17 protein-coding genes are annotated in these 17,638 nt (G+C 56.6%); 10 read left to right on the forward strand and 7 right to left on the reverse strand.

All coding sequences use genetic code 11. The annotated features are described in order from the left end of the window. Window positions 1-459, reverse strand: coding sequence for a D-aminoacyl-tRNA deacylase (dtd, locus tag CA264_RS00225; protein WP_025609390.1), 459 nt, complete (start codon window positions 457-459; stop codon window positions 1-3). A 354-nt stretch (window positions 460-813) separates the two neighbouring features. Next, a complete protein-coding gene (locus CA264_RS00230; RefSeq protein ID WP_025609391.1) occupies window positions 814-1,461 on the reverse strand; it encodes a hypothetical protein in 648 nt (215 codons plus the stop codon). A gap of 145 nt (window positions 1,462-1,606) precedes the next feature. Between CA264_RS00230 and CA264_RS00235 the strand changes: the two genes are divergently transcribed. After that, window positions 1,607-2,509, forward strand: coding sequence for an ATP-grasp domain-containing protein (locus CA264_RS00235; RefSeq protein WP_025609392.1), 903 nt, complete (start codon window positions 1,607-1,609; stop codon window positions 2,507-2,509). On the opposite strand, the gene CA264_RS00240 is transcribed toward CA264_RS00235, so the two are convergent. Next, window positions 2,506-3,408, reverse strand: coding sequence for a universal stress protein (locus tag CA264_RS00240; RefSeq protein WP_025609393.1), 903 nt, complete (start codon window positions 3,406-3,408; stop codon window positions 2,506-2,508). The two genes, CA264_RS00235 and CA264_RS00240, sit on opposite strands and share 4 nt — an antisense overlap. A 139-nt stretch (window positions 3,409-3,547) precedes the next feature. Here CA264_RS00240 and CA264_RS00245 point away from each other — a divergent pair, with 139 nt between their 5' ends. Both CA264_RS00245 and CA264_RS00250 read left to right on the forward strand, forming a co-directional pair. Beyond that, the gene (locus CA264_RS00245) at window positions 3,548-6,268 is read left to right on the forward strand and encodes a hypothetical protein (protein WP_025609394.1); all 2,721 of its coding nucleotides are present in this window, start codon (window positions 3,548-3,550) and stop codon (window positions 6,266-6,268) included. 306 nt (window positions 6,269-6,574) lie between these two features. Next, window positions 6,575-7,120: a hypothetical protein gene (locus CA264_RS00250; RefSeq protein ID WP_157593756.1), complete on the forward strand. Its 546-nt coding sequence runs from the start codon at window positions 6,575-6,577 to the stop codon at window positions 7,118-7,120. Between the two features lie 29 nt (window positions 7,121-7,149). Here the strand turns inward: CA264_RS00250 and corA are convergent, their stop codons facing one another. The 3 genes from corA to CA264_RS00265 all read right to left on the reverse strand — a co-directional run bounded on the left by corA (window position 7,150) and on the right by CA264_RS00265 (window position 9,880). Beyond that, window positions 7,150-8,280, reverse strand: a complete 1,131-nt coding sequence (gene corA, locus CA264_RS00255; protein WP_025609396.1) for a magnesium/cobalt transporter CorA — start codon at window positions 8,278-8,280, stop codon at window positions 7,150-7,152. Between the two features lie 65 nt (window positions 8,281-8,345). Further along, window positions 8,346-8,957, reverse strand: coding sequence for an IMPACT family protein (locus CA264_RS00260; RefSeq protein ID WP_025609397.1), 612 nt, complete (start codon window positions 8,955-8,957; stop codon window positions 8,346-8,348). A gap of 2 nt (window positions 8,958-8,959) precedes the next feature. Continuing rightward, window positions 8,960-9,880 carry a hypothetical protein gene (locus tag CA264_RS00265; RefSeq protein ID WP_025609398.1) on the reverse strand — a complete coding sequence of 307 codons (921 nt, stop codon included), beginning with the start codon at window positions 9,878-9,880 and terminating at the stop codon, window positions 8,960-8,962. Window positions 9,881-9,985: 105 nt separating this feature from the next. On the opposite strand from CA264_RS00265, the gene CA264_RS00270 reads away from it, so the two are divergent. The 4 genes from CA264_RS00270 to CA264_RS00285 all read left to right on the forward strand — a co-directional run bounded on the left by CA264_RS00270 (window position 9,986) and on the right by CA264_RS00285 (window position 13,794). Then, entirely contained in the window at window positions 9,986-10,399 is a 414-nt protein-coding gene (locus CA264_RS00270; protein ID WP_025609399.1) for a sugar 3,4-ketoisomerase, read from the forward strand. A gap of 8 nt (window positions 10,400-10,407) precedes the next feature. Then, window positions 10,408-11,520 (forward strand): DegT/DnrJ/EryC1/StrS family aminotransferase, encoded by a 1,113-nt coding sequence (locus tag CA264_RS00275; RefSeq protein ID WP_025609400.1) that lies wholly within the window; start codon window positions 10,408-10,410, stop codon window positions 11,518-11,520. A gap of 155 nt (window positions 11,521-11,675) precedes the next feature. Then, a complete protein-coding gene (locus CA264_RS00280; protein ID WP_025609401.1) occupies window positions 11,676-12,623 on the forward strand; it encodes a glycosyltransferase family 2 protein in 948 nt (315 codons plus the stop codon). Between the two features lie 190 nt (window positions 12,624-12,813). Then, complete coding sequence (locus tag CA264_RS00285) at window positions 12,814-13,794, forward strand: acyl-ACP desaturase (protein WP_025609402.1); 981 nt, start codon at window positions 12,814-12,816, stop codon at window positions 13,792-13,794. Window positions 13,795-13,889: 95 nt separating this feature from the next. Here CA264_RS00285 and CA264_RS00290 read toward each other — a convergent pair whose 3' ends face one another. Beyond that, entirely contained in the window at window positions 13,890-14,171 is a 282-nt protein-coding gene (locus tag CA264_RS00290) for a DUF427 domain-containing protein (RefSeq protein WP_025609403.1), read from the reverse strand. A gap of 176 nt (window positions 14,172-14,347) precedes the next feature. Here CA264_RS00290 and CA264_RS00295 point away from each other — a divergent pair, with 176 nt between their 5' ends. The 3 genes from CA264_RS00295 (at window position 14,348) to CA264_RS00305 (ending at window position 17,591) form a co-directional block, all read left to right on the forward strand. After that, entirely contained in the window at window positions 14,348-15,448 is a 1,101-nt protein-coding gene (locus CA264_RS00295) for a vWA domain-containing protein (protein WP_025609404.1), read from the forward strand. A gap of 54 nt (window positions 15,449-15,502) precedes the next feature. Beyond that, window positions 15,503-15,976 carry a hypothetical protein gene (locus CA264_RS00300; protein ID WP_025609405.1) on the forward strand — a complete coding sequence of 158 codons (474 nt, stop codon included), beginning with the start codon at window positions 15,503-15,505 and terminating at the stop codon, window positions 15,974-15,976. A 97-nt stretch (window positions 15,977-16,073) separates the two neighbouring features. Then, window positions 16,074-17,591, forward strand: coding sequence for a sigma 54-interacting transcriptional regulator (locus CA264_RS00305; RefSeq protein WP_025609406.1), 1,518 nt, complete (start codon window positions 16,074-16,076; stop codon window positions 17,589-17,591). Window positions 17,592-17,638 lie beyond the last annotated feature (47 nt).

Consider the following 17,638-nt stretch of genomic DNA (forward strand, 5'->3'; position numbering starts at 1 on the left):
CTAAAATAGGTCTTTCTGTTTGGTGTCCATCACAATGGTTACGGGGCCGTCGTTCCGCAGCGACACCTTCATGTCGGCTCCGAACTCCCCGGTCTGCACCGGCTTTCCCAGTGCCTGCTCCATCAGTTCCACAAAGCGCTCATACAAGGGGACAGCAACGGCAGGAGGGGCCGCATAGATATAAGAGGGACGGTTGCCCTTCTTTGTGCTGGCGTAAAGTGTGAACTGGCTGATGACAAGCACTTCGCCGTTGACATCTTTTATACTTAGGTTCATCTTATCTTCTGTGTCGGAGAAGATGCGCAGCCCTGCCACTTTACCGGCCATCCATTTCAGGTCTTCTTCGGTGTCGTCGGCGGTAAAGCCTGCCAGCAGCAGCAAGCCCAGACCGATCTGGCCTTTTACCGTGCCTTCAATCTCTACTGCAGCCTGTGTTACCCGCTGAATAACAATTCGCATAACATGTTTGCTTTTGGTTCTGGGCAAATATAAGGCGAAGGGGGCAGAGTTATAAGCTTAGAGAGAAGAGTTGTGCTGTAGCGAGTGCCCTGGCTGTCTTTTTCTGCGTGTTCGGGCAGGCCGTTCAGGCGAACCTCTCCGAGCCCCGCCTGGACATTGCTCGTGAGCCCTGCCTCGGCTGTGAACGCTTTTCAGGGCGGCAGCTTGGAAGAACAGCTTAGTGCAAGTGGCATCAACAGCAGCTACGCAAGTATAAGCAGTGGCAGCCGGAGGCACAGGCGGATATCCACGCCACGGGAGAAAGTACAGGCAGATGTGTTGATGCGGTTTTGCCGCCACCTGCACCGGTTGCCGCTAGTCTACATAGCCATCATACTTGATTCGGCTCACTTTCCCTTTCTGCAAGTAAAAGTGCAGTGTTATAGGCGCGCCTTCACGGTTAGAGGCTACAATCTCGTTGGGGGTCTGCATGATTCTGATATCTGATCCCTGGCCTTTCAGGCTTTTCATCAGTTCGGCCTGGCTCATACCCACCCGCAGGTTGTTTCGCAGCGACACGCTGGCGCTGCGAATGTCGGCGGCCTGCAGGTGCAGGTCCCCTGAGTGGGTCGGCGCGTAAAACTCCATCATTGAGTTGCCGAAGCGGATTGTGTAGATGGTGTCCGTTACGTCAGGGTTGTGCAGGTTCTCGATGGCATCGGCATCAACGGTGAAATCAGCATCGATGCGGTCGAAGTAGGTGCTCAGGTTGTTGCTCTGCTGGCGGTTGGCCACAAAGGGGTTGCCCAGCAGGCTGGTGGTGGCGCGCTCCAGCGAGCGGCTGGCAGCGAGTGTGTCGGGCGAGGCGGCGGTGCGGCGTTCGCGCGGCATATCGGTCTCCTCGTCTGCCGTACTGTCGGTAGAGCAGGCGGAGGCAATAGTATGGACAAGCAACAGCAGCACGAGCAACCGTAGCGTAAGGCTATACTTGTGGCGTAAGCTGCTGTTTAGGCGGTAAAACATAGTGAACGATGTATATTAAAAAAGTGCAGGTATTAACTATACGTACATACGAGTATTTACCGCCCAAAAGTTATAGTATAAACAGCTGCCGTTGGTTTGCTTAGGCCCGGGATATAGTATAATTTGGCAGCAAAGATGGTAAAAAATGGAAACACAGCAAATAGCGCTCATCACATATAAAAGCACGGGCAACTACACAGGCGTATCCGAGGAAGAAAACAGTAAACTGCTGGGTTTGTTGCAGGAAAAAGGGCTGCATGTGGCGCTCGAAATCTGGGACGACCCGGCGGTGGACTGGGCGAAGTATGACCTGGTGGTGCTGAAGTCGCCCTGGGACTACTTCGATAAGATTGAAGCCTTTTATACCTGGCTGGATAAGCTGGAGGAGCTCGGCGTGCGGGTGCTAAATCCAATCCGGACAGTGCGCTGGAACGCCGATAAGCGTTACCTGGTGGAGCTGCAGGAGCAGGGGGTAAAGGTGGTGCCAAGCGTGTGGCTGGAGCAGGGAACGCAGCTGGATGTGGCGGCGACCCTCGCGCAGCTGCAGTCGGAGCGGATCATCGTGAAACCGGCCGTTAGCGGCGGAGCCAAAAATACCTTTGCCCTGACCCGTGCAGAGGCCGGGGCCAAAGCAGAAAGTATAAACGAGCTGTTGCAGCAGGAAAGCTTCCTGGCGCAGCCTTTCATCCCCGAGATACAGACCCAGGGAGAGTGGTCTTTCCTGTTCTTTAACGGAGCGTACAGCCACACCGTGCTTAAAACCGCCAAGCCCGGCGATTTCAGGGTGCAGCACTTCTTTGGCGGCACCGTGCACACGCCGGAGCCACCGGCACACCTGCTGGAGGCGGCCCACAACCTGGTAGACGCCTATGCCTCCGGCTGCCTCTACGCCCGCGTAGACGGTGTGGAGCTAAACGGAGAACTCGTGCTGATGGAGCTGGAGCTGATCGAGCCCTTCCTGTTTATGGCTACCAGCGAGGGGGCGTTTGAGCGCTACTACGAGGCGTTGTTAGAGCAGCTGCAGCAACCGTCAGCAAGTATGGCCTAGGCCTTTCCAGGGCTGTGGAAAATCAGCATCGGCACCTGCATCTCCAGCACGAGCTTTTTACTGAGGCTTGGCTGGAAAATGCTGCTGAGCAGGGAGCGCTGGTGGTTGTTAACGGCGATCAGCTCCACTTTCTCCCGGGCCACAAACTCCTGCAGTGCCTCGGCCACATCATCTCCCTGCAGCAATGCGAACTGCAGTGCGTGGTTGGGCAGTTCCTGGTTCAGCCTGTCTTCCAGTTGCGCCAGCTTTCGGGTGTCCTTTTCCTCGGAGCTGTCGGTGCCGATGTGGGCGCAAACAATAATCGGGTTAAATGCCCGCAGGAGCAGCTGTAGGGAGGCAAGCGCCTGTGCGTCGGTTTTGTCGAAGTCGGTGGCGTAGAGGATGCGGCGGAGGCTGCGGCCCTGGTAGCTCTCGGGCACGGTCAGCAGCGGCACCTTAGCGTCATCGATCATCTTGGTGGTAACTGTGCCGAAGAAGGAGCGGACAAAGTTGTCCTCGCCTTTGGTGCCCATCACGAGCAGGTCGGGCTTAAAGCGTTTGATCTCCTCCGGAATAACGTCTTCCGGCATGCCGTTGATAAAGGCCCGCTTCAGGTGCACATGCTGCCCGTGCGCGTTGGCTTTTGCCTGCAGCTCCTCGTACAGCTCGTCCAGCCCGGCGTGCTCGTCTGTCTGGTTGCGATGCAGCACGCGGTCTGTCACCTCCTCGGAGCCGGGGCTAAGCGGGCTGCGGCCGGTGTCGGAGAAGGGGTTCTCGAGCTCGGGCTCCAGCAGGTAATCGCTGAAACAGTGGAGCAGCAGCAGCTCGGCTTCCGGTGCGGCGGCGGCCACGTGCATGGCATAGTCGCAGGCGTTGGAGGAGCTGGCGGTTAAATCTACGGGTAGGAGTATTCTGAACATGTGTCTTGTTTTTAGGCTTGGCTGTTGTATACGTGGCGAGGTAGAAAAGGAGTTGTGCCGGGTGCGGGCAGCCTTATCCAACAGAGGCTCGGGGAAGTTCCAAAAATTACATTAGTTTTGTAGCTCGAAAACGCTTGGCATGCCAAAACGCATCGTATTCTTCTTCATCGGCTTTGTTATACTTGCCTCGCTGGCCTACTATGGCTTTAACCGCTGGAAGGGCTCCAGGGAGAAGGTAGACCTATGGACGCTGGTGCCTGACGATGCGGCGCTGGTGCTGGAAACCCAGAACCACCAGGAACTGATGGAGCATTTGCAGGAGACGGAGCTGTGGCAGAGCTTTTCGCTGCTCCCCTTTGCCCAGCGCTTCGAGGAAGACATGGCCTACCTCGACAGCATATCTCCCGGAAGCCAGCGCCTCACCCGCTTTCTGAACGAAAAAAACATACTTACCTCCCTGCACGTGACAGGCAAGACGGAGGTGGCCTTTGTCTTCTATGTGCCGGTCAGCTCTGTGGGGGAGCACCGCTTTCTGCGGACGCTCTCGGAGAACATCAACAAGAGCGATATTTTTGAGGAGGACTCGCGGGATTACCAGGGCATGCTGCTCACCGACATAAAGAACAACCGCAACGGCAGAAGCTTCACCTATTTTACCTACCATAACAACATCATCCTGAGTGAGTCCCCGGTGCTGGTGGAGGAGATTGTGCGGCGCATTACCAGGGGCAAGCCCAAATCTATCGCAGCCGAGTTCCAGAACACGAACTACCTGAACCAGCCCGAGGTGTACGCCAACGTTTTTGTGAACTACCGTGCGCTGCCCGACCTGCTGGGGCTGTTCCTGGAGGAGAAGCTGATGCCGGAGGTGCGTTACCTGTCCACGCTCTGCCAGAACGGAATGCTGGAGCTGAAACTGGAGCGGAACAAGATATTTTTGAATGGATTCTCCACCCCCGAGTTGCTCAAGAACTCGCTGCACCGGGAAATGGAGCCACAGAAGCCGCAGCCGCTGGGCGTAAGGGCGTACTTGCCCAACCGCACGGCTATGCTGCTGCACTTCGGGCTGCAGGAGATAGAGCGCCTGCGCCAGCAGCAGGCAACCAACAAGTCCGTTTACGCGGCCACGCTGGACAGCCTGGCCCAGACGCTCAGCGATGAGGCGGCGCTGGCTTACATGGAGTCCAGCAGCGTTAGCCAGAGCCCGGAGAAGGTAGCCTACGCGCACATGGCCAACCCTGCGCTGGCACAGCGGCTACTGGATAAACTGAGCGCGCAGGTGGCCGGCGCCAAAAAGCAAAAACCGTTTGTAGAGAAGTACGGCAGCTACACCATTCAGCTGGTAAACGTGCCGGACCTGCCGCAGCAGCTGCTTGGCCGGGTGTTCCAGGGCTTTGAGCAGAGCTACGTGGTGCAGGTGGACGATTACCTGCTCATTGCCGAGGAGATGACGACCCTGCGGCAACTCTTGGATGATATCTCGGATGAGAACGTGTGGGGCAAGTCGGTGGCGCAAAAAGCCTTTCTGGAGGAGACCCTGCAGGAGGCGAACCTCAGCCTGTTTCTGAACACCGTCAATGCCTGGTACTTGCTTAACCGCTACACCACGGACGAGGACCGGGAGAACCTGCTGCAGAATGCCACCCTCATCAAAAGGTTTTCGCAGGTGAGCCTGCAGTTCTCCATTGTAGAGGGCCGCTATTACACCAGCCTGGTTATCCGGAGGCCGGACCAAAGCAAGGCAACCGGGCAGCAGGCGTTTGAGGAGGAGAAAAGCATTGTTTTCGATAAGCGGCTGGACACCCGTCCGTTCCCGGTGCAGAACGCCGTGGACCGAAGCCGCGAGGTAGTGGTGCAGGACTCGGCTAATGTGCTCATCAACGTAACGGCGTCCGGCCAACGGGGCTGGGTAGACTCGGTGGGCACCTCGCTGCGCAGCGGTATCAAGCAAATCGAGTACGGGCCGGATAAAAAGCTCCGCTTCCTTTTTATCACCGCCAACCGCATTCACGCCGTTAACAACCAGGGGCAGTCGCTGGAGAACTTCCCGTTTAACGTACCCGACTCTCTGAGCCTGCAGCACCTGGCGGTGTTCGACTACGAGAACAACGGCAACTACCGCCTGCTGGTAGACGACAACATGGGCAACCTCTACATGTACAACATGCAGGGGGCAGCTGTGCAGGGCTGGCAGCCGCGCCGCATGGACTATCGCCTGGCGGCGGAACCGCAGCATCTGCGGGTAGGCGGCCGCGATGTGATCCTGGTGCTGTTGGAGAACGGCTACGTGTACGCCCTGAACCGCGAGGGGGAAACCTACCCCGGCTTCCCGATCAACCTAAAGTCTCCGCTCACTTCCGGGGCTGTCGCTAAAGTAGGGGCAGACCTGAAGCGCACCGAAGTTACCGCCGTGACACGCTACGGCAGTGTGATCACGTTTAACCTGCAGGGCAGGGTGCTAAACCGGGAGCAGCTGCTGCGCCCAAGCAAGCGCGCCATGTTTGAGCTGGTGCCGGAGAGCAGCAACGGCCGCTCGTTTATTATCGTGCGGCAGGAGCAAGGCAAAGTGGCCGTCTTCGACCAGGACCTGAAAGAGGTGTTTGAGAAGCGCTACGTTACCTCCGCCTCCAAAATAGTGCAGTACTTCCACTTCGGGGGAGACCACAAGGTATACGCCATCACGGAAACCGGCCCGCAGAAAACATACCTCTACAATGCGGAGGGAAGCCTGATCGGCAACCGCACGCTGGAGAACAACCAACCGGTCACCATCTACTACAACGAAACGGCCAACAATTACACGTTGTACCTCACATCAGGCAAGCAGCTCAAGAAAATGCAGTTTCGCGTGGGGGAGTAGGATAAAGAGCAGAAAAAGCTTAGCTTACACTAGGCTTCTTAACTTACGCAATACCTTATCCCTACAACCCACTTTATGCAAAGACCTGTACTTTTACTCTTTATCATCGGCATATTAGTATGTAGCTGTTCCAGGTCCGATACGCCGGCGCCTGTAGCCTTTGCTGACTTCAAAACAGTTGCTCATTCACATCTGATAGACATAGAAGAGCATACAGCAGACCGAACTGTAGGTGGAGCCGCTGATTTTGTGTACAAGGGAGGAAAACCATTGAAGCGGATAGGGGGAGGCGTACAGATGGGGGGTGTGCTATGGAGACATTCTGGCTTTTATGACACGGTCATGTACACCGCTCCAAACCTCATCACCATCGTCTCAAAAGAGAACCTTGATGATTACAACGGGCACCCGAATAAAAGGGAAATTATACTTGAAAACGGACTTGTAAAGCAAAAGATCACGTATGATGATGCTTACTTCTGGTCATACACAGACACAATAGACTATTACTACGACGCCGCACGACGGCTGCAACGCACCCGGCAGCGCACGAAACACTACGTTATAGAAAGAAACTATGCTTTTGACGCTAAGGGTAACCTGAGAAGCATACTGGGTGAAAAGAAGGACAGGTACGATAACACTGTCGTTGGAACAACCGAGGAGCATTTTGGCGGTTACGATGATAAGCCCAACCCCTTAAAGGGAATATGTTTGTGGCAGGACCTGCTGTACCTTACCTTGTCTGCCAACAACTTCACGTCCTATTCCTACAGGGGAGATAAAGGCTTCAGGGATATCACCTGGACCTTAGCCTATGATGAGAACGGCAACGCGGACTTCTCAAAGTAGCACCGCAACCCTAACCAAAAGTAAGCCCGTCAAAAGCTCCTGAACCAGCCCTTTTTGTAGAAGAAGTACAGCTGCAGCAAGATAAGTGTGCTCATCAGGCTCAGCAGGATGGGGTACGAGTACGGCTCGTACAGCTCCGGCATGCTGTACGGCATCACGTGTCCAGTCTCCGGGTTCTCCCGCGAAAAGTTCATCCCGTAGAGCCCTACAATAAAGCTTAGCGGGATAAAGATGCTGGAGATAATGGTCAGCACCTTCATGATCTCGTTCATGCGGTTACTCACCGTGGACATGTACAGCTCCACCAAACTGGAGGTCATTTCCTTGTGGTTGTCCACCAGGTCTATGAGCTGCACGGCATGGTCGTAGGCATCGCGGAAGTAGACCTTCATGCTGTCGGGAATGGTGTCTTCGTCCATGCGCAGCAGCTCGTTCATCAGGTCGCGCTCGGGCCAGCTGATGCGGCGCAGCTTCACCAACTCGCTTTTCAGGTCCAGGATCTGGGTGAGTGTAGCCTTAGAAGGCTCGCGGAGCACCTGCGTTTCCAGGTCCTCGATGTACATGCCGATGTCCGCCATTACCGGGAAGTAATAATCAAGCACCACATCGAGTATGGCGTAGGCCATGTACATGGTGGGCCGCTGCCTGATAACGCCCCTGCCTATGCGGATGCGCTCACGCAGCGGGTCCAGGCAGTCGCCGTAATCGCTCTGCAGGCTGAGCACATAGTTTGTGCCCGTAAACAGCGAGAGCTGCACATCGTCCAGCGTTCTGAACTCGGGCGACCAGCGCAGCATGCGGGTAATGATAAAGAGCCGGTTGTGGTCAAACTCCTCCACTTTGGGCCGCTGGTAGTCGTTAATCACATCTTCCATCTGCAGGGAGTGCAGCCCGAAGTCCTGTATTATCTGCTCCAGCACCGCCTGGTCGGCGTACCCCCGAATATCGATCCAGTGGCGCGCGTCCGGCTGCGACTTCACTTTGTGCAGCAGCTCCTGGTAGGTCTTCAGCTCCACTTCCTCAAACAGGTGCTCGTTAAACGACATCAGGAAAAAGCGCGGCGCATAGGCCTCGGTAGGAATCGCCAAAGTGCCCGGGCGGGTACCGGCCTTGCGTTCGAGTATTTTATTTCGTTTGCGGGTGTGCTTGTGCTTGGCCATGCTACAGGTTAACGTGTTTAGATTTAGCGGCGCTGAAAGTTAACGGACTTATAAAGTTAATGAATTTACAGTCCCTCACCGAGTACTGCTACGCTGACGCCCTCCATTTCCTCTAACCTGGTGGTGATTTCCTCCTGCAGCTGGCGGCGCACCTCCAGCGTCAGGCGGCAATCGAGCTCAAACTGCTGGTCGCGCACGTTCAGGTCGTACTCCTTCACCAGGCTCATGACGTCGTTCATCTGTGGATAGGCATAGTGTGCCTGCAGCAGCACTGTCTCGTGCTTTTCCACGATGCTGGCGCCTGCCAGCGCCTCGGCGGTGGATACTTTGTAGGCGTTGATGAGGCCGCTCACGCCCAGCTTGGTACCCCCGAAGTAGCGCACAACCACCACCAGCACATTGCTGAGCCCGGCTGAGCGGATCTGGCCCAGGATAGGGTCGCCGGCGGAGTGGTTTGGCTCCCCGTCATCGTTGGCGCGGTAGCGGCTCTGGTCGGCCCCCAGGATATAGGCGTAACAGTGGTGGCGGGCATCGTAGTACTTCTTCCGCAGCTCGGCCAGCACCTCCTTCACCTCCTCTTCAGTGTATACCGGGTAGGCCAGCGCGATAAACTTGCTCCCTTTCTCTTTGTACAGGCCCTCAGCGGGCGCCTCTATGGTTCTGTAGGTGTCCTCCATGTTTAAAACAGGTTAGCAATGATCTCCTGATACGAAATAAGTAGCAGCGCCAGCACAGCAAGCGCCAGCCCAAGCTTGTTCAGCGGGTTCAGCCTCTCCTTAAAAAGAATTGCCGCCCCCGCCGCCCCGGCCAGTATAATGCCGATGTTGTTGATGGGATAGAAGAAGGCTCCGTCGTTGTTGAAGTAGCGGAGGGCCTGTATCAGGAAAAAGATGGAAAAGAAGTTGGGCACGCCCAGCACCACGCCCGCCACAAAGCTGCGGCGCCGGAGGCTGGTCTTGTGCCGGGTGCGCTGGTAAAGTATAACTGCTCCGCCGATAACGGCCGAGGCGGCAAACGTGAGCATGGTAAACTGGCTGGCCTCGTGCGGCTGCAGGTGGTGCTGGTTCGTGTAGTTGATGAGCGAGTCGGCCACGCCGCTGTTCAGGAAAATAACCAGCGGGAGCACGACTGCCAGCACCAGCGGCACCCGGGTGCCCGCCTCGCCGGCCTCCTGCTGCCGTGGCCGCAGCGAAGAGAGCACGATGGCCACCAGCGCGGCCGCCATGCCGGTATAGTTGAGCCAGGTGTACTCTTTTACCGTGGTCTGCAGCACCAGCAGGCTAAACAGCACCGGAATCACGAGCGAGATCTTGGCCGCTACAGAGGCCACGGTTACCCCCACTTTCTGCGCAGTGACGGCAATCAGATAAAACGTGACGATAAAGATAAAGCCAAGCGCCATGGCATAGTAGGCCCAGGTGCGGGAAAAGATCTCCGGCTGCAGCACATCTGCGCCTCCCGGGAAGCAGAGCCCCACCAGCACGCACACTCCGTAGTTAACAGCGATCGCCTGCATGGTGTGCACATTGTAACGCTCGTAGAGCTTAAAAATAAAGATAAGAGATGCGCTACAGAAAATGCTCAGTAATAAGTATAGCATGTGCCCGGTTTGAGTGCTGCAAAAGCTGCAAGTTAGCCAAAGGTAAAAATTATAGCTATCTCTCCGAAATGGATTACATTTGCAGCAGTACCAAAGGACAACGTTTTGCCAGCCAAACCACACCTGCTTTCCTTCGACTGCATTGGCAGCCCCCACGCCGGCTACATCACCAGCACGCAGTTGGCCAAGAATATTCCCTTTGAGATAAAGCGGGTGTTCTGGACGCAGGCAACACCTCCCACCGTGGCGCGTGGGCACCACGCCAACATGGCTACCGAGGAAGTACTGGTTGCCCTGAGCGGAAGTATACAGGTGCTGACGGACACTGGGCGGGAGCAGCAGGAGTTTGAGCTGGCGCACCCGCAGCAGGGGCTGTACATACCGGCCATGTGCTGGACTGAGCTGCACTTCTCCGAAGGCGCCACCGCCCTCTGCCTGGCCTCTACCGACTTCAGCGAAACGGACTATATCCGCGATTACGACCGTTTTCTGAAGCTGGCTTCGCACAACGCCTTATAAAAATCGCCATGCAGCCACTCCCGTACTTTCAGTTCAGAGATTTCCCGGCAGGGCTGGAGGCCCAGGTACAACAGGCCCTGGCTGAGGCTGTAGCCGCAAAGCAGTATGTGCTGGGGCCGCAGGTACAGGCTTTCGAAGGTGAGTTTGCCAGGTTTATAGGTGCAGGTTCAGCCGTGGGGGTCGGAAACGGATACGATGCCCTCGTCATTGCCTTAAAAGCCCTGGGTATAGGGCCGGGGGATGAGGTGGTGCTGCCGGTACACACCTTTATTGCCACGGTTAACGCGGTGCTGCAGGTCGGGGCGAAGCCAGTGCTCGCCGAGCCAGACAGGTACACTTACAACTTAACAGCCGATACCGCCGCCAGGCACCTCAGCCCCCGGACAAAAGCGGTACTTCCGGTGCATCTTTACGGGCAGGTGTGCGAGATGGACGAGCTGCTGCAGGTGGCGCAGCTGCAGGGTATAAAAGTGCTGGAGGACGTTGCCCAGGCCCACGGCGCAACCTACAAAAGCAGGCTGGCCGGAAGCTTTGGCGATGCCGCCGCCTTCAGCTTCTACCCCACAAAGAACCTGGGTGCCGTAGGCGATGCCGGAGCAGTGGTAAGCTCGGATGCCTCTGTGGCCGCCTTCGCCCGCAAGTACAGAAACTACGGGGAGGCGCAGAAGTACCGCTCGGAGCAGGTCGGGGTTAACTCGCGGCTGGATGAGCTGCAGGCGGCCGTGCTGCGGGTAAAGCTGCCGCACCTGCAAGCGCTCAACACGGAGCGGCAGCGGTTGGCGCACGTGTACCTGCAGGAGCTGCAGCAAACCGGAGACATCATTCTTCCCGTGTCGGTACCGGGCTGCGGCCACGTGTACCATATCTTTAACATCCGCACCAGGCACCGGGATGCCTTGCAAGTATACTTGCAGGAGCAGGGCATTGGGGCCGCGGTTCATTACCCTGTGCCGGTGCACCAGCAGCCAGCCTATACTTTCCTGGGGTATAAGGCCAGTGATTTTCCTGTAGCCGAGGAGCTGGCCAACACCAGCCTCAGCCTTCCGCTTTTCCCCGGCCTCACGGAGCTGGAGCAGGAGCGGGTGCTAGAGGCGGTAAAGCGCTTCTGCAGGAAAAGGTAAGGAGAGCACTTTGTCGCGCCCTCCCGCGGCGGCGCTGTGTCTGCGCTGCAGGCAACATGCGTGCAAAGGCCGGCCGTAGCCCCAAGGGCTAGCATAAACCACCCCTGCCCGGATAAAGCACGCGCACATTCGCGCCAGAATGCCTATCTTCGCCTATGACCCCATTGCCGCTTGTCTCCATCGTCTGCCTGTGCTACAACCATGAGCGCTTTCTTCGCCCCGCCCTGGACTCGGTGCTGGCGCAGACCTACCCCAACCTGGAGATCGTTATCGTAGACGACAGTAGCACCGACGGCAGCGTCAGAATCATAGAAGAATACCTGCAGCAGCACCCGCGGCTCCGCTTTATCAGCACCGGGACGAACCTGGGCAACACGAGGGCATTTAACAAAGGCTGGCGCGCCAGCCGGGGCCGCTTTGTGTTAGATTTCGCCACGGATGATGTGCTGCTGCCCGACCGGGTAACACAGCAGGTGGAGCAGTTCCAGCGCCTCGGCCCTGGCTATGGGGTGGTCTACTCAGATGCCGAGTACATTTCAGACGATGGCCAGCACCTGTACTTGCACAGCCAGAAGTATACAGCGGCGCCGGACGGCAATGTGTTTGCCGATGTGCTGCGGCGCTACTTTATCTGCCCGCCTACCATGCTGATGCGCCGCGAGGTGCTGGAGGACCTGCAGGGGTACGACGAGGCACTGGCCTATGAGGACTTCGACTTCTGGGTGCGGTCGGCCCGGAAGTACCAGTACGCTTATCTGCCGCAGGTAACCACGCAGCGGCGGGTGCACCAGCACTCTCTCTCCAGTGGCTGGTACCAGAAGGGCAACCGCTTGCTGGCGTCTACGGTGCAGGTATGCGAGAAAGCCGCCCGGTTGATACAAACCCCTGAAGAGCGGGAGGCGCTGGCTGTCAGGCTAAAGTATGAGGCGCGGCATGCTTACCTCTCCGGTAATTTTACAGAGGCCGGTCAGCTGCTGGGAATGCTGAAAAACCTACTGGGCCAGCCCCCTTTTATGTACCGTTTTATAAGCCTCTTAAACAGGGGTAAAATAGATCTGGGTTTCCTGCGGGCCCTTTATTACCGCTGGCGTTACGGGCGCTAGTTACAGGCTTTTTCCTTACAGCGAATCATTTTATCCGCCCAAACGGTATACAATATATACCACAACTGGTAATAGGCCAAAGAGGCCTAAAACAATGCATACTAGGCGCTTTTATTACCAAATTGTTTCTCACCTGATAACAATGTTGGTTTAAATAAGTATATTTGGCAACCAAACAAACAACAATAAGATGATTACAGCAGCACTCGCCTCACGTGGAGAAGTGATAAAATGGATGGAAGACTTCGTGGCAGAAAAGATGTCCGAGTTTCTTAAATCGGTAGAGGATAGCTGGCAACCTGCAGACCTTTTACCGGATGCAACACTGGATAATTTCCTGGATGAGATAAAGGATCTGCGAGAGAGAGCCCGTGATCTGAGCTACGATTTACTGGCTGTTTTAGTAGGGGATACCATAACTGAAGAGGCGCTGCCGACTTACGAAAGTTGGCTGATGACCATAGATGGACTGCCACAGGACCCGAACGGGCCGTGGATGAAGTGGAACCGCAGCTGGACAGCGGAGGAGAACCGTCACGGCGATATCCTGAACCGCTACCTTTTCCTGAGCGGGCGCATTAACATGCGCGAGATGGAGGCCTCTACCCAATACCTGATCGCGGACGGGTTCGACCTGCAGACAGACAGCGACCCGTATCGCTCGTTTGTGTACACCTCGTTTCAGGAAACGGCCACCAATATTTCGCACCGCCGCGTAGCCCAGCTGGCTAAAAAGCAAGGCGACAACCTGCTGGCCAAAATGTGCGGCCACGTGGCTGCCGACGAGGCGCGCCATGCCAAGGCCTACAAAGCGTTTGTGGGGAAAATATTTGAGGCAGACCCTAACGAGATGATGCTGGCCTTCGAAGACATGATGCGCAAGAAGATTGTTATGCCGGCGCACTACATGCGGGAGCTGGGTGTGGAGATGGGTAAAACCTTCGGCCACTTTACCGACGCAGCGCAGCGCCTGGGCGTTTATACTTCCTCTGACTACACAGACATCCTGGACGGGCTGATTAAGGAGTGGAAGATTGAGGGCCTCACAGGCCTGAACGAAGCCGGAGAGCGTGCCCGCGACTATGTAATGGCCCTGCCAGCACGCCTTAAGCGCGTGGCAGACCGTATGAAAGCCCCGACGCTGGAGTACAAGTTCCGCTGGATCGCCTAAGGGCTTTCCTAAAAAGTACAGACTTACGTCCGACACAAATGCCCTGGCTATACGTTGTAGCCCGGGCATTTGCTTTTCAGGCCCTGGCCTCCGGCTTAGTCTTTCAGCGTCACGCCTCTCCCGAAGGCAAAGTAGCCTCTAATGTCGCTGTTGCCCTCCGGCGGCTCGGAGTAAGACCAGGCGGCGTCCAGCTCTACCCGCCCGTTTACCTGTACATGGTAATAGGTGGGGTGGTTCTGCTGATGCCCCACCGGTTGCGCGTTGCTTCGCTCCAGGTAGTCGTGTTTAACCGTGTTTGGCGGAAAGTACTGCTCCCCGTTCACCTCAATTGTGTCGTCGCTGTCTGCAACTACCACGTTGTTCCATATCGCTTTCATCGTTTCCTGCGTTTTATAGTGAGAGTATGCTATACTCTTTTTACTTGTATCGCCCGGCAATAGTTTGTGGGCCGGGGCAGGGAAAGGAGTATGGGGCGTGCCAACGGCGCTTTCAATTAAAAAAAGAACATTGCACCTGCCGTGTTTGTTATGTTACAGATTTACTTCTCTAAACTATGGCTATAGGATATCGATTTACAGAGTTTGTACCGCCTCAGGATGATAAACCCGGGTTCGACTCGCTGCTCAAGATCTTTATGCAGCTGGTCACGATTACGTCCGGCGACGTGGGGGAGGCGCTGAACTGGCTCAGCTCCCTGGATAAGCAGTACAAGCTGACGGGGGATGAGTACGGCATCGGCGATTTTATTGAGGACCTGAAGAAGAAAGGCTACCTGGACGAGAACCCGCAGGAGGGCGGCAGCCTGCAGCTCACCGCCAAGAGCGAGCAGAGCATTCGCAAAAGTGCGCTGGAGGAAATATTCGGGAAGCTGAAGAAAGGCGGCAAAGGCGGCCATGCCACGCCGCACACCGGTGTGGGCGATGAGGCCAGCGCTGACCGCCGGGAGTACCGCTTCGGTGATTCACTGGAGCAGATCTCCATGACTGACTCGCTGCGAAACGCCCAGGTGAACCACGGCATCGGCGACCTGCGGCTTACGGAGCAGGACCTGGAGGTGACGGAGACGGAGCACAAAACGCAGGCGTCCACGGTGCTGATGATCGACATCTCCCACTCCATGATCCTGTATGGCGAAGACCGCATTACCCCGGCCAAAAAAGTTGCCATGGCCCTGGCGGAGCTGATCCGCCAGAAGTACCCGAAAGACACGCTGGATGTGATCGTGTTTGGCAACGACGCCTGGCAGATTGAGGTGAAAGACCTGCCATACCTGGAGGTGGGGCCGTACCATACCAACACCGTGGCCGGCCTGGAGCTGGCGATGGACATCCTGCGCAAGCGGAAAACCCAGAACAAGCAGATCTTCATGATCACCGACGGCAAGCCAACCTGCCTGAAGGAAGGGCTGCGCTACTATAAGAACAGCTTCGGGCTGGACCGCAAAGTGGTGAACAAAACGCTGAACCTGGCAGCCCAGTGCCGCCGGATCAAGATTCCGATCACCACCTTCATGATCGCCTCTGACCCTTACCTGCAGCAGTTTGTGGATGAGTTTACCAAGGTGAACAACGGGCAGGCGTACTACAGCAGCCTGAAGGGCTTGGGCCACATGGTGTTCCGGGACTACAAGCAGAACCGCAGGAAGAACTTTTAGAGAACCTTACCGGGTGCTTTGCCTGAACCCGTACCGCCCGTGACCCGACCCGCCATGAAACGTGCCCTTTCCATCATACTGCCGTACCTGCTGGTGCAGCTCTGCACAGCGCTCCTGGCCTCGGGAGGCGCTATACTTTATGCGTTTACCGAGCTGCCGGGGCTGGTGCTGCTGGGGCTTTTCCTGCTGTTCCAGCTGGGTACCTATGTGCTGGTGCGGGGCGTGGAAAGTGCCGTGCAGCCGGGGCAGGGGCGTTGGCTGCGGGCGCTGCAGCAGGTGGTTGGCTCCGCGTTTATCGTAACGCTGCTGATTATACTTGCCGTTGTGTGCTGGATTGTGTTTGAGTACAGCATCTGGCGTCTTTCCGGCAACGGTGAGCTAGGCTATACTTTACACCTGGAGCACGTGGTGGTATCCGTGGTGCCGCAGGTGGCGGAGGTACTGGTGCTGGGGGAGGTGCTGCGGCAGGCATGGCAGTGGCTGCTATACCGGCCTTGGGCAGGCCAGCGCCTCACCGCCTCCGACTAAACTCCCGCTGCTTCCGTACAAAACATGCAGGCAGGTTACCAAATTTATACTTTCACGAATGTCGGTTACACGCTAACCGGTAAATGAGAACTGATACATGAACTACAGAGAAATTCCGGCTGAGAAACTACAACAGATAAAAACCCTAGGCCAGTTAAAAGCCGCTGGCTATGAACCGGAGAGCGTAAAGCAGGAGCTGCGCCGCAACCTCATCAAAAAGCTGCAGAACAAGGAGGAGATATTCCCCGGCATCTGGGGCTATGAGGAAACGGTGATTCCGGATATGCAGCGGGCCATACTTTCGATGCACCACGTAAACCTGCTGGGCCTGCGCGGGCAGGCCAAAACGCGTATTGCCCGCCAGATGATAGACCTGCTGGACGAGTATATCCCCGTGGTGCAGGGCTCCGAGCTGAACGACGACCCGCTGCACCCGCTCTCGCGCTTTGCCAAAGACATGGTGCAGGAGCACGGCGACGATACGCCTATCGGGTGGATGCACCGCTCCGAGCGCTACACCGAAAAGCTGGCCACGCCCGATGTGTCGGTGGCGGACCTGATCGGCGATGCCGACCCGATAAAGGCGGCTACCCTCAAGCTGCCGTATTCCGATGAGCGCGTGATTCACTTCGGCCTGATCCCGCGCTCGCACCGCGGCATTTTTGTGATCAACGAGCTGCCCGACCTGCAGGCGCGCATACAGGTGGCGCTGTTCAACATTCTGCAGGAGGGCGATATCCAGATCCGCGGCTTTAAAGTACGCATGCCCCTGGATATCCAATTTGTGTTCACGGCCAACCCGGAGGATTATACCAACCGTGGCTCCATCGTAACGCCGCTTAAAGACAGGATTGACTCCCAGATCATCACCCACTACCCTAAATCGATTGAGACGGGCAAGAAGATTACACAGCAGGAGGCAAAGGTAAAGGCCGGGCAAGGGGAGCTGGTGCAGACCAACGACATCATCGGCGACCTGATAGAGCAGGTGGCCTTTGAGGCGCGCGAAAGCGAGTATGTGGACGCAAAGAGCGGCGTGTCGGCCCGTTTAACGATCTCTGCCTACGAAAACCTGCTGAGTGCGGCCGAGCGCCGTGCCTTGCTGAATGGCGAGCGCCAAACTTACGTGCGGATAGCAGACTTTCTCAACACCATACCTGCAGTAACAGGTAAGGTAGAGCTAGTGTATGAAGGAGAGCAGGAGGGAGCCGGGCATGTGGCGCAGGTGTTGATGGGCAAAGCCATCCGCACGCAGTTCCTGCATTACTTCCCGGACCCGGACAAGGCCAAGAAGTTAAAGCAGGGCAACCCGTACAAGAAGATCACCGACTGGTTCGGCGACGGAAACGCCATCGATATCCTGAACGATGCCGCCAGCGGAGACTATAAAAAGGCCCTGCAACGTGTGCCGGGGTTGGCAGAGCTGGTAGAGAAGCAACAGCCCGATGCCAAAGGCGACGAAAAGCTGTTTATGATGGAGTTTGCCCTGCACGGCCTGGCCGAGCACAGCCAGCTCAGTAAAAACCGCCTCAGCACAGGCCTTCAGTTCAAAGACCTGCTCAGCGGGATGTTTACCATGCCCAGCTTCGGTGATGAGGAGGATGAAGACTATTAATCGAGTGCTGCGTCTCGAGTTATACTTTAGAAAAGGCAGGAGTTGTT

Origin of the sequence: Pontibacter actiniarum, assembly GCF_003585765.1 — a bacterium.
GTDB lineage: Bacteria > Bacteroidota > Bacteroidia > Cytophagales > Hymenobacteraceae > Pontibacter > Pontibacter actiniarum.

What these genes read in the sequence shown, in the direction of transcription:
- CA264_RS00235 (WP_025609392.1), top strand. Translation starts at nt 1,607, where the DNA reads ATGGAAACACAGCAAATAGCGCTCATCACATATAAAAGCACGGGCAAC.
- CA264_RS00280 (WP_025609401.1), top strand. Translation starts at nt 11,676, where the DNA reads ATGACCCCATTGCCGCTTGTCTCCATCGTCTGCCTGTGCTACAACCAT.
- CA264_RS00245 (WP_025609394.1), top strand. Translation starts at nt 3,548, where the DNA reads ATGCCAAAACGCATCGTATTCTTCTTCATCGGCTTTGTTATACTTGCC.
- CA264_RS00240 (WP_025609393.1), bottom strand. Translation starts at nt 3,408, where the DNA reads ATGTTCAGAATACTCCTACCCGTAGATTTAACCGCCAGCTCCTCCAAC.
- CA264_RS00230 (WP_025609391.1), bottom strand. Translation starts at nt 1,461, where the DNA reads ATGTTTTACCGCCTAAACAGCAGCTTACGCCACAAGTATAGCCTTACG.
- CA264_RS00295 (WP_025609404.1), top strand. Translation starts at nt 14,348, where the DNA reads ATGGCTATAGGATATCGATTTACAGAGTTTGTACCGCCTCAGGATGAT.
- CA264_RS00285 (WP_025609402.1), top strand. Translation starts at nt 12,814, where the DNA reads ATGATTACAGCAGCACTCGCCTCACGTGGAGAAGTGATAAAATGGATG.
- corA (WP_025609396.1), bottom strand. Translation starts at nt 8,280, where the DNA reads ATGGCCAAGCACAAGCACACCCGCAAACGAAATAAAATACTCGAACGC.
- dtd (WP_025609390.1), bottom strand. Translation starts at nt 459, where the DNA reads ATGCGAATTGTTATTCAGCGGGTAACACAGGCTGCAGTAGAGATTGAA.
- CA264_RS00275 (WP_025609400.1), top strand. Translation starts at nt 10,408, where the DNA reads ATGCAGCCACTCCCGTACTTTCAGTTCAGAGATTTCCCGGCAGGGCTG.
- CA264_RS00290 (WP_025609403.1), bottom strand. Translation starts at nt 14,171, where the DNA reads ATGAAAGCGATATGGAACAACGTGGTAGTTGCAGACAGCGACGACACA.
- CA264_RS00260 (WP_025609397.1), bottom strand. Translation starts at nt 8,957, where the DNA reads ATGGAGGACACCTACAGAACCATAGAGGCGCCCGCTGAGGGCCTGTAC.
- CA264_RS00305 (WP_025609406.1), top strand. Translation starts at nt 16,074, where the DNA reads ATGAACTACAGAGAAATTCCGGCTGAGAAACTACAACAGATAAAAACC.
- CA264_RS00265 (WP_025609398.1), bottom strand. Translation starts at nt 9,880, where the DNA reads ATGCTATACTTATTACTGAGCATTTTCTGTAGCGCATCTCTTATCTTT.
- CA264_RS00300 (WP_025609405.1), top strand. Translation starts at nt 15,503, where the DNA reads ATGAAACGTGCCCTTTCCATCATACTGCCGTACCTGCTGGTGCAGCTC.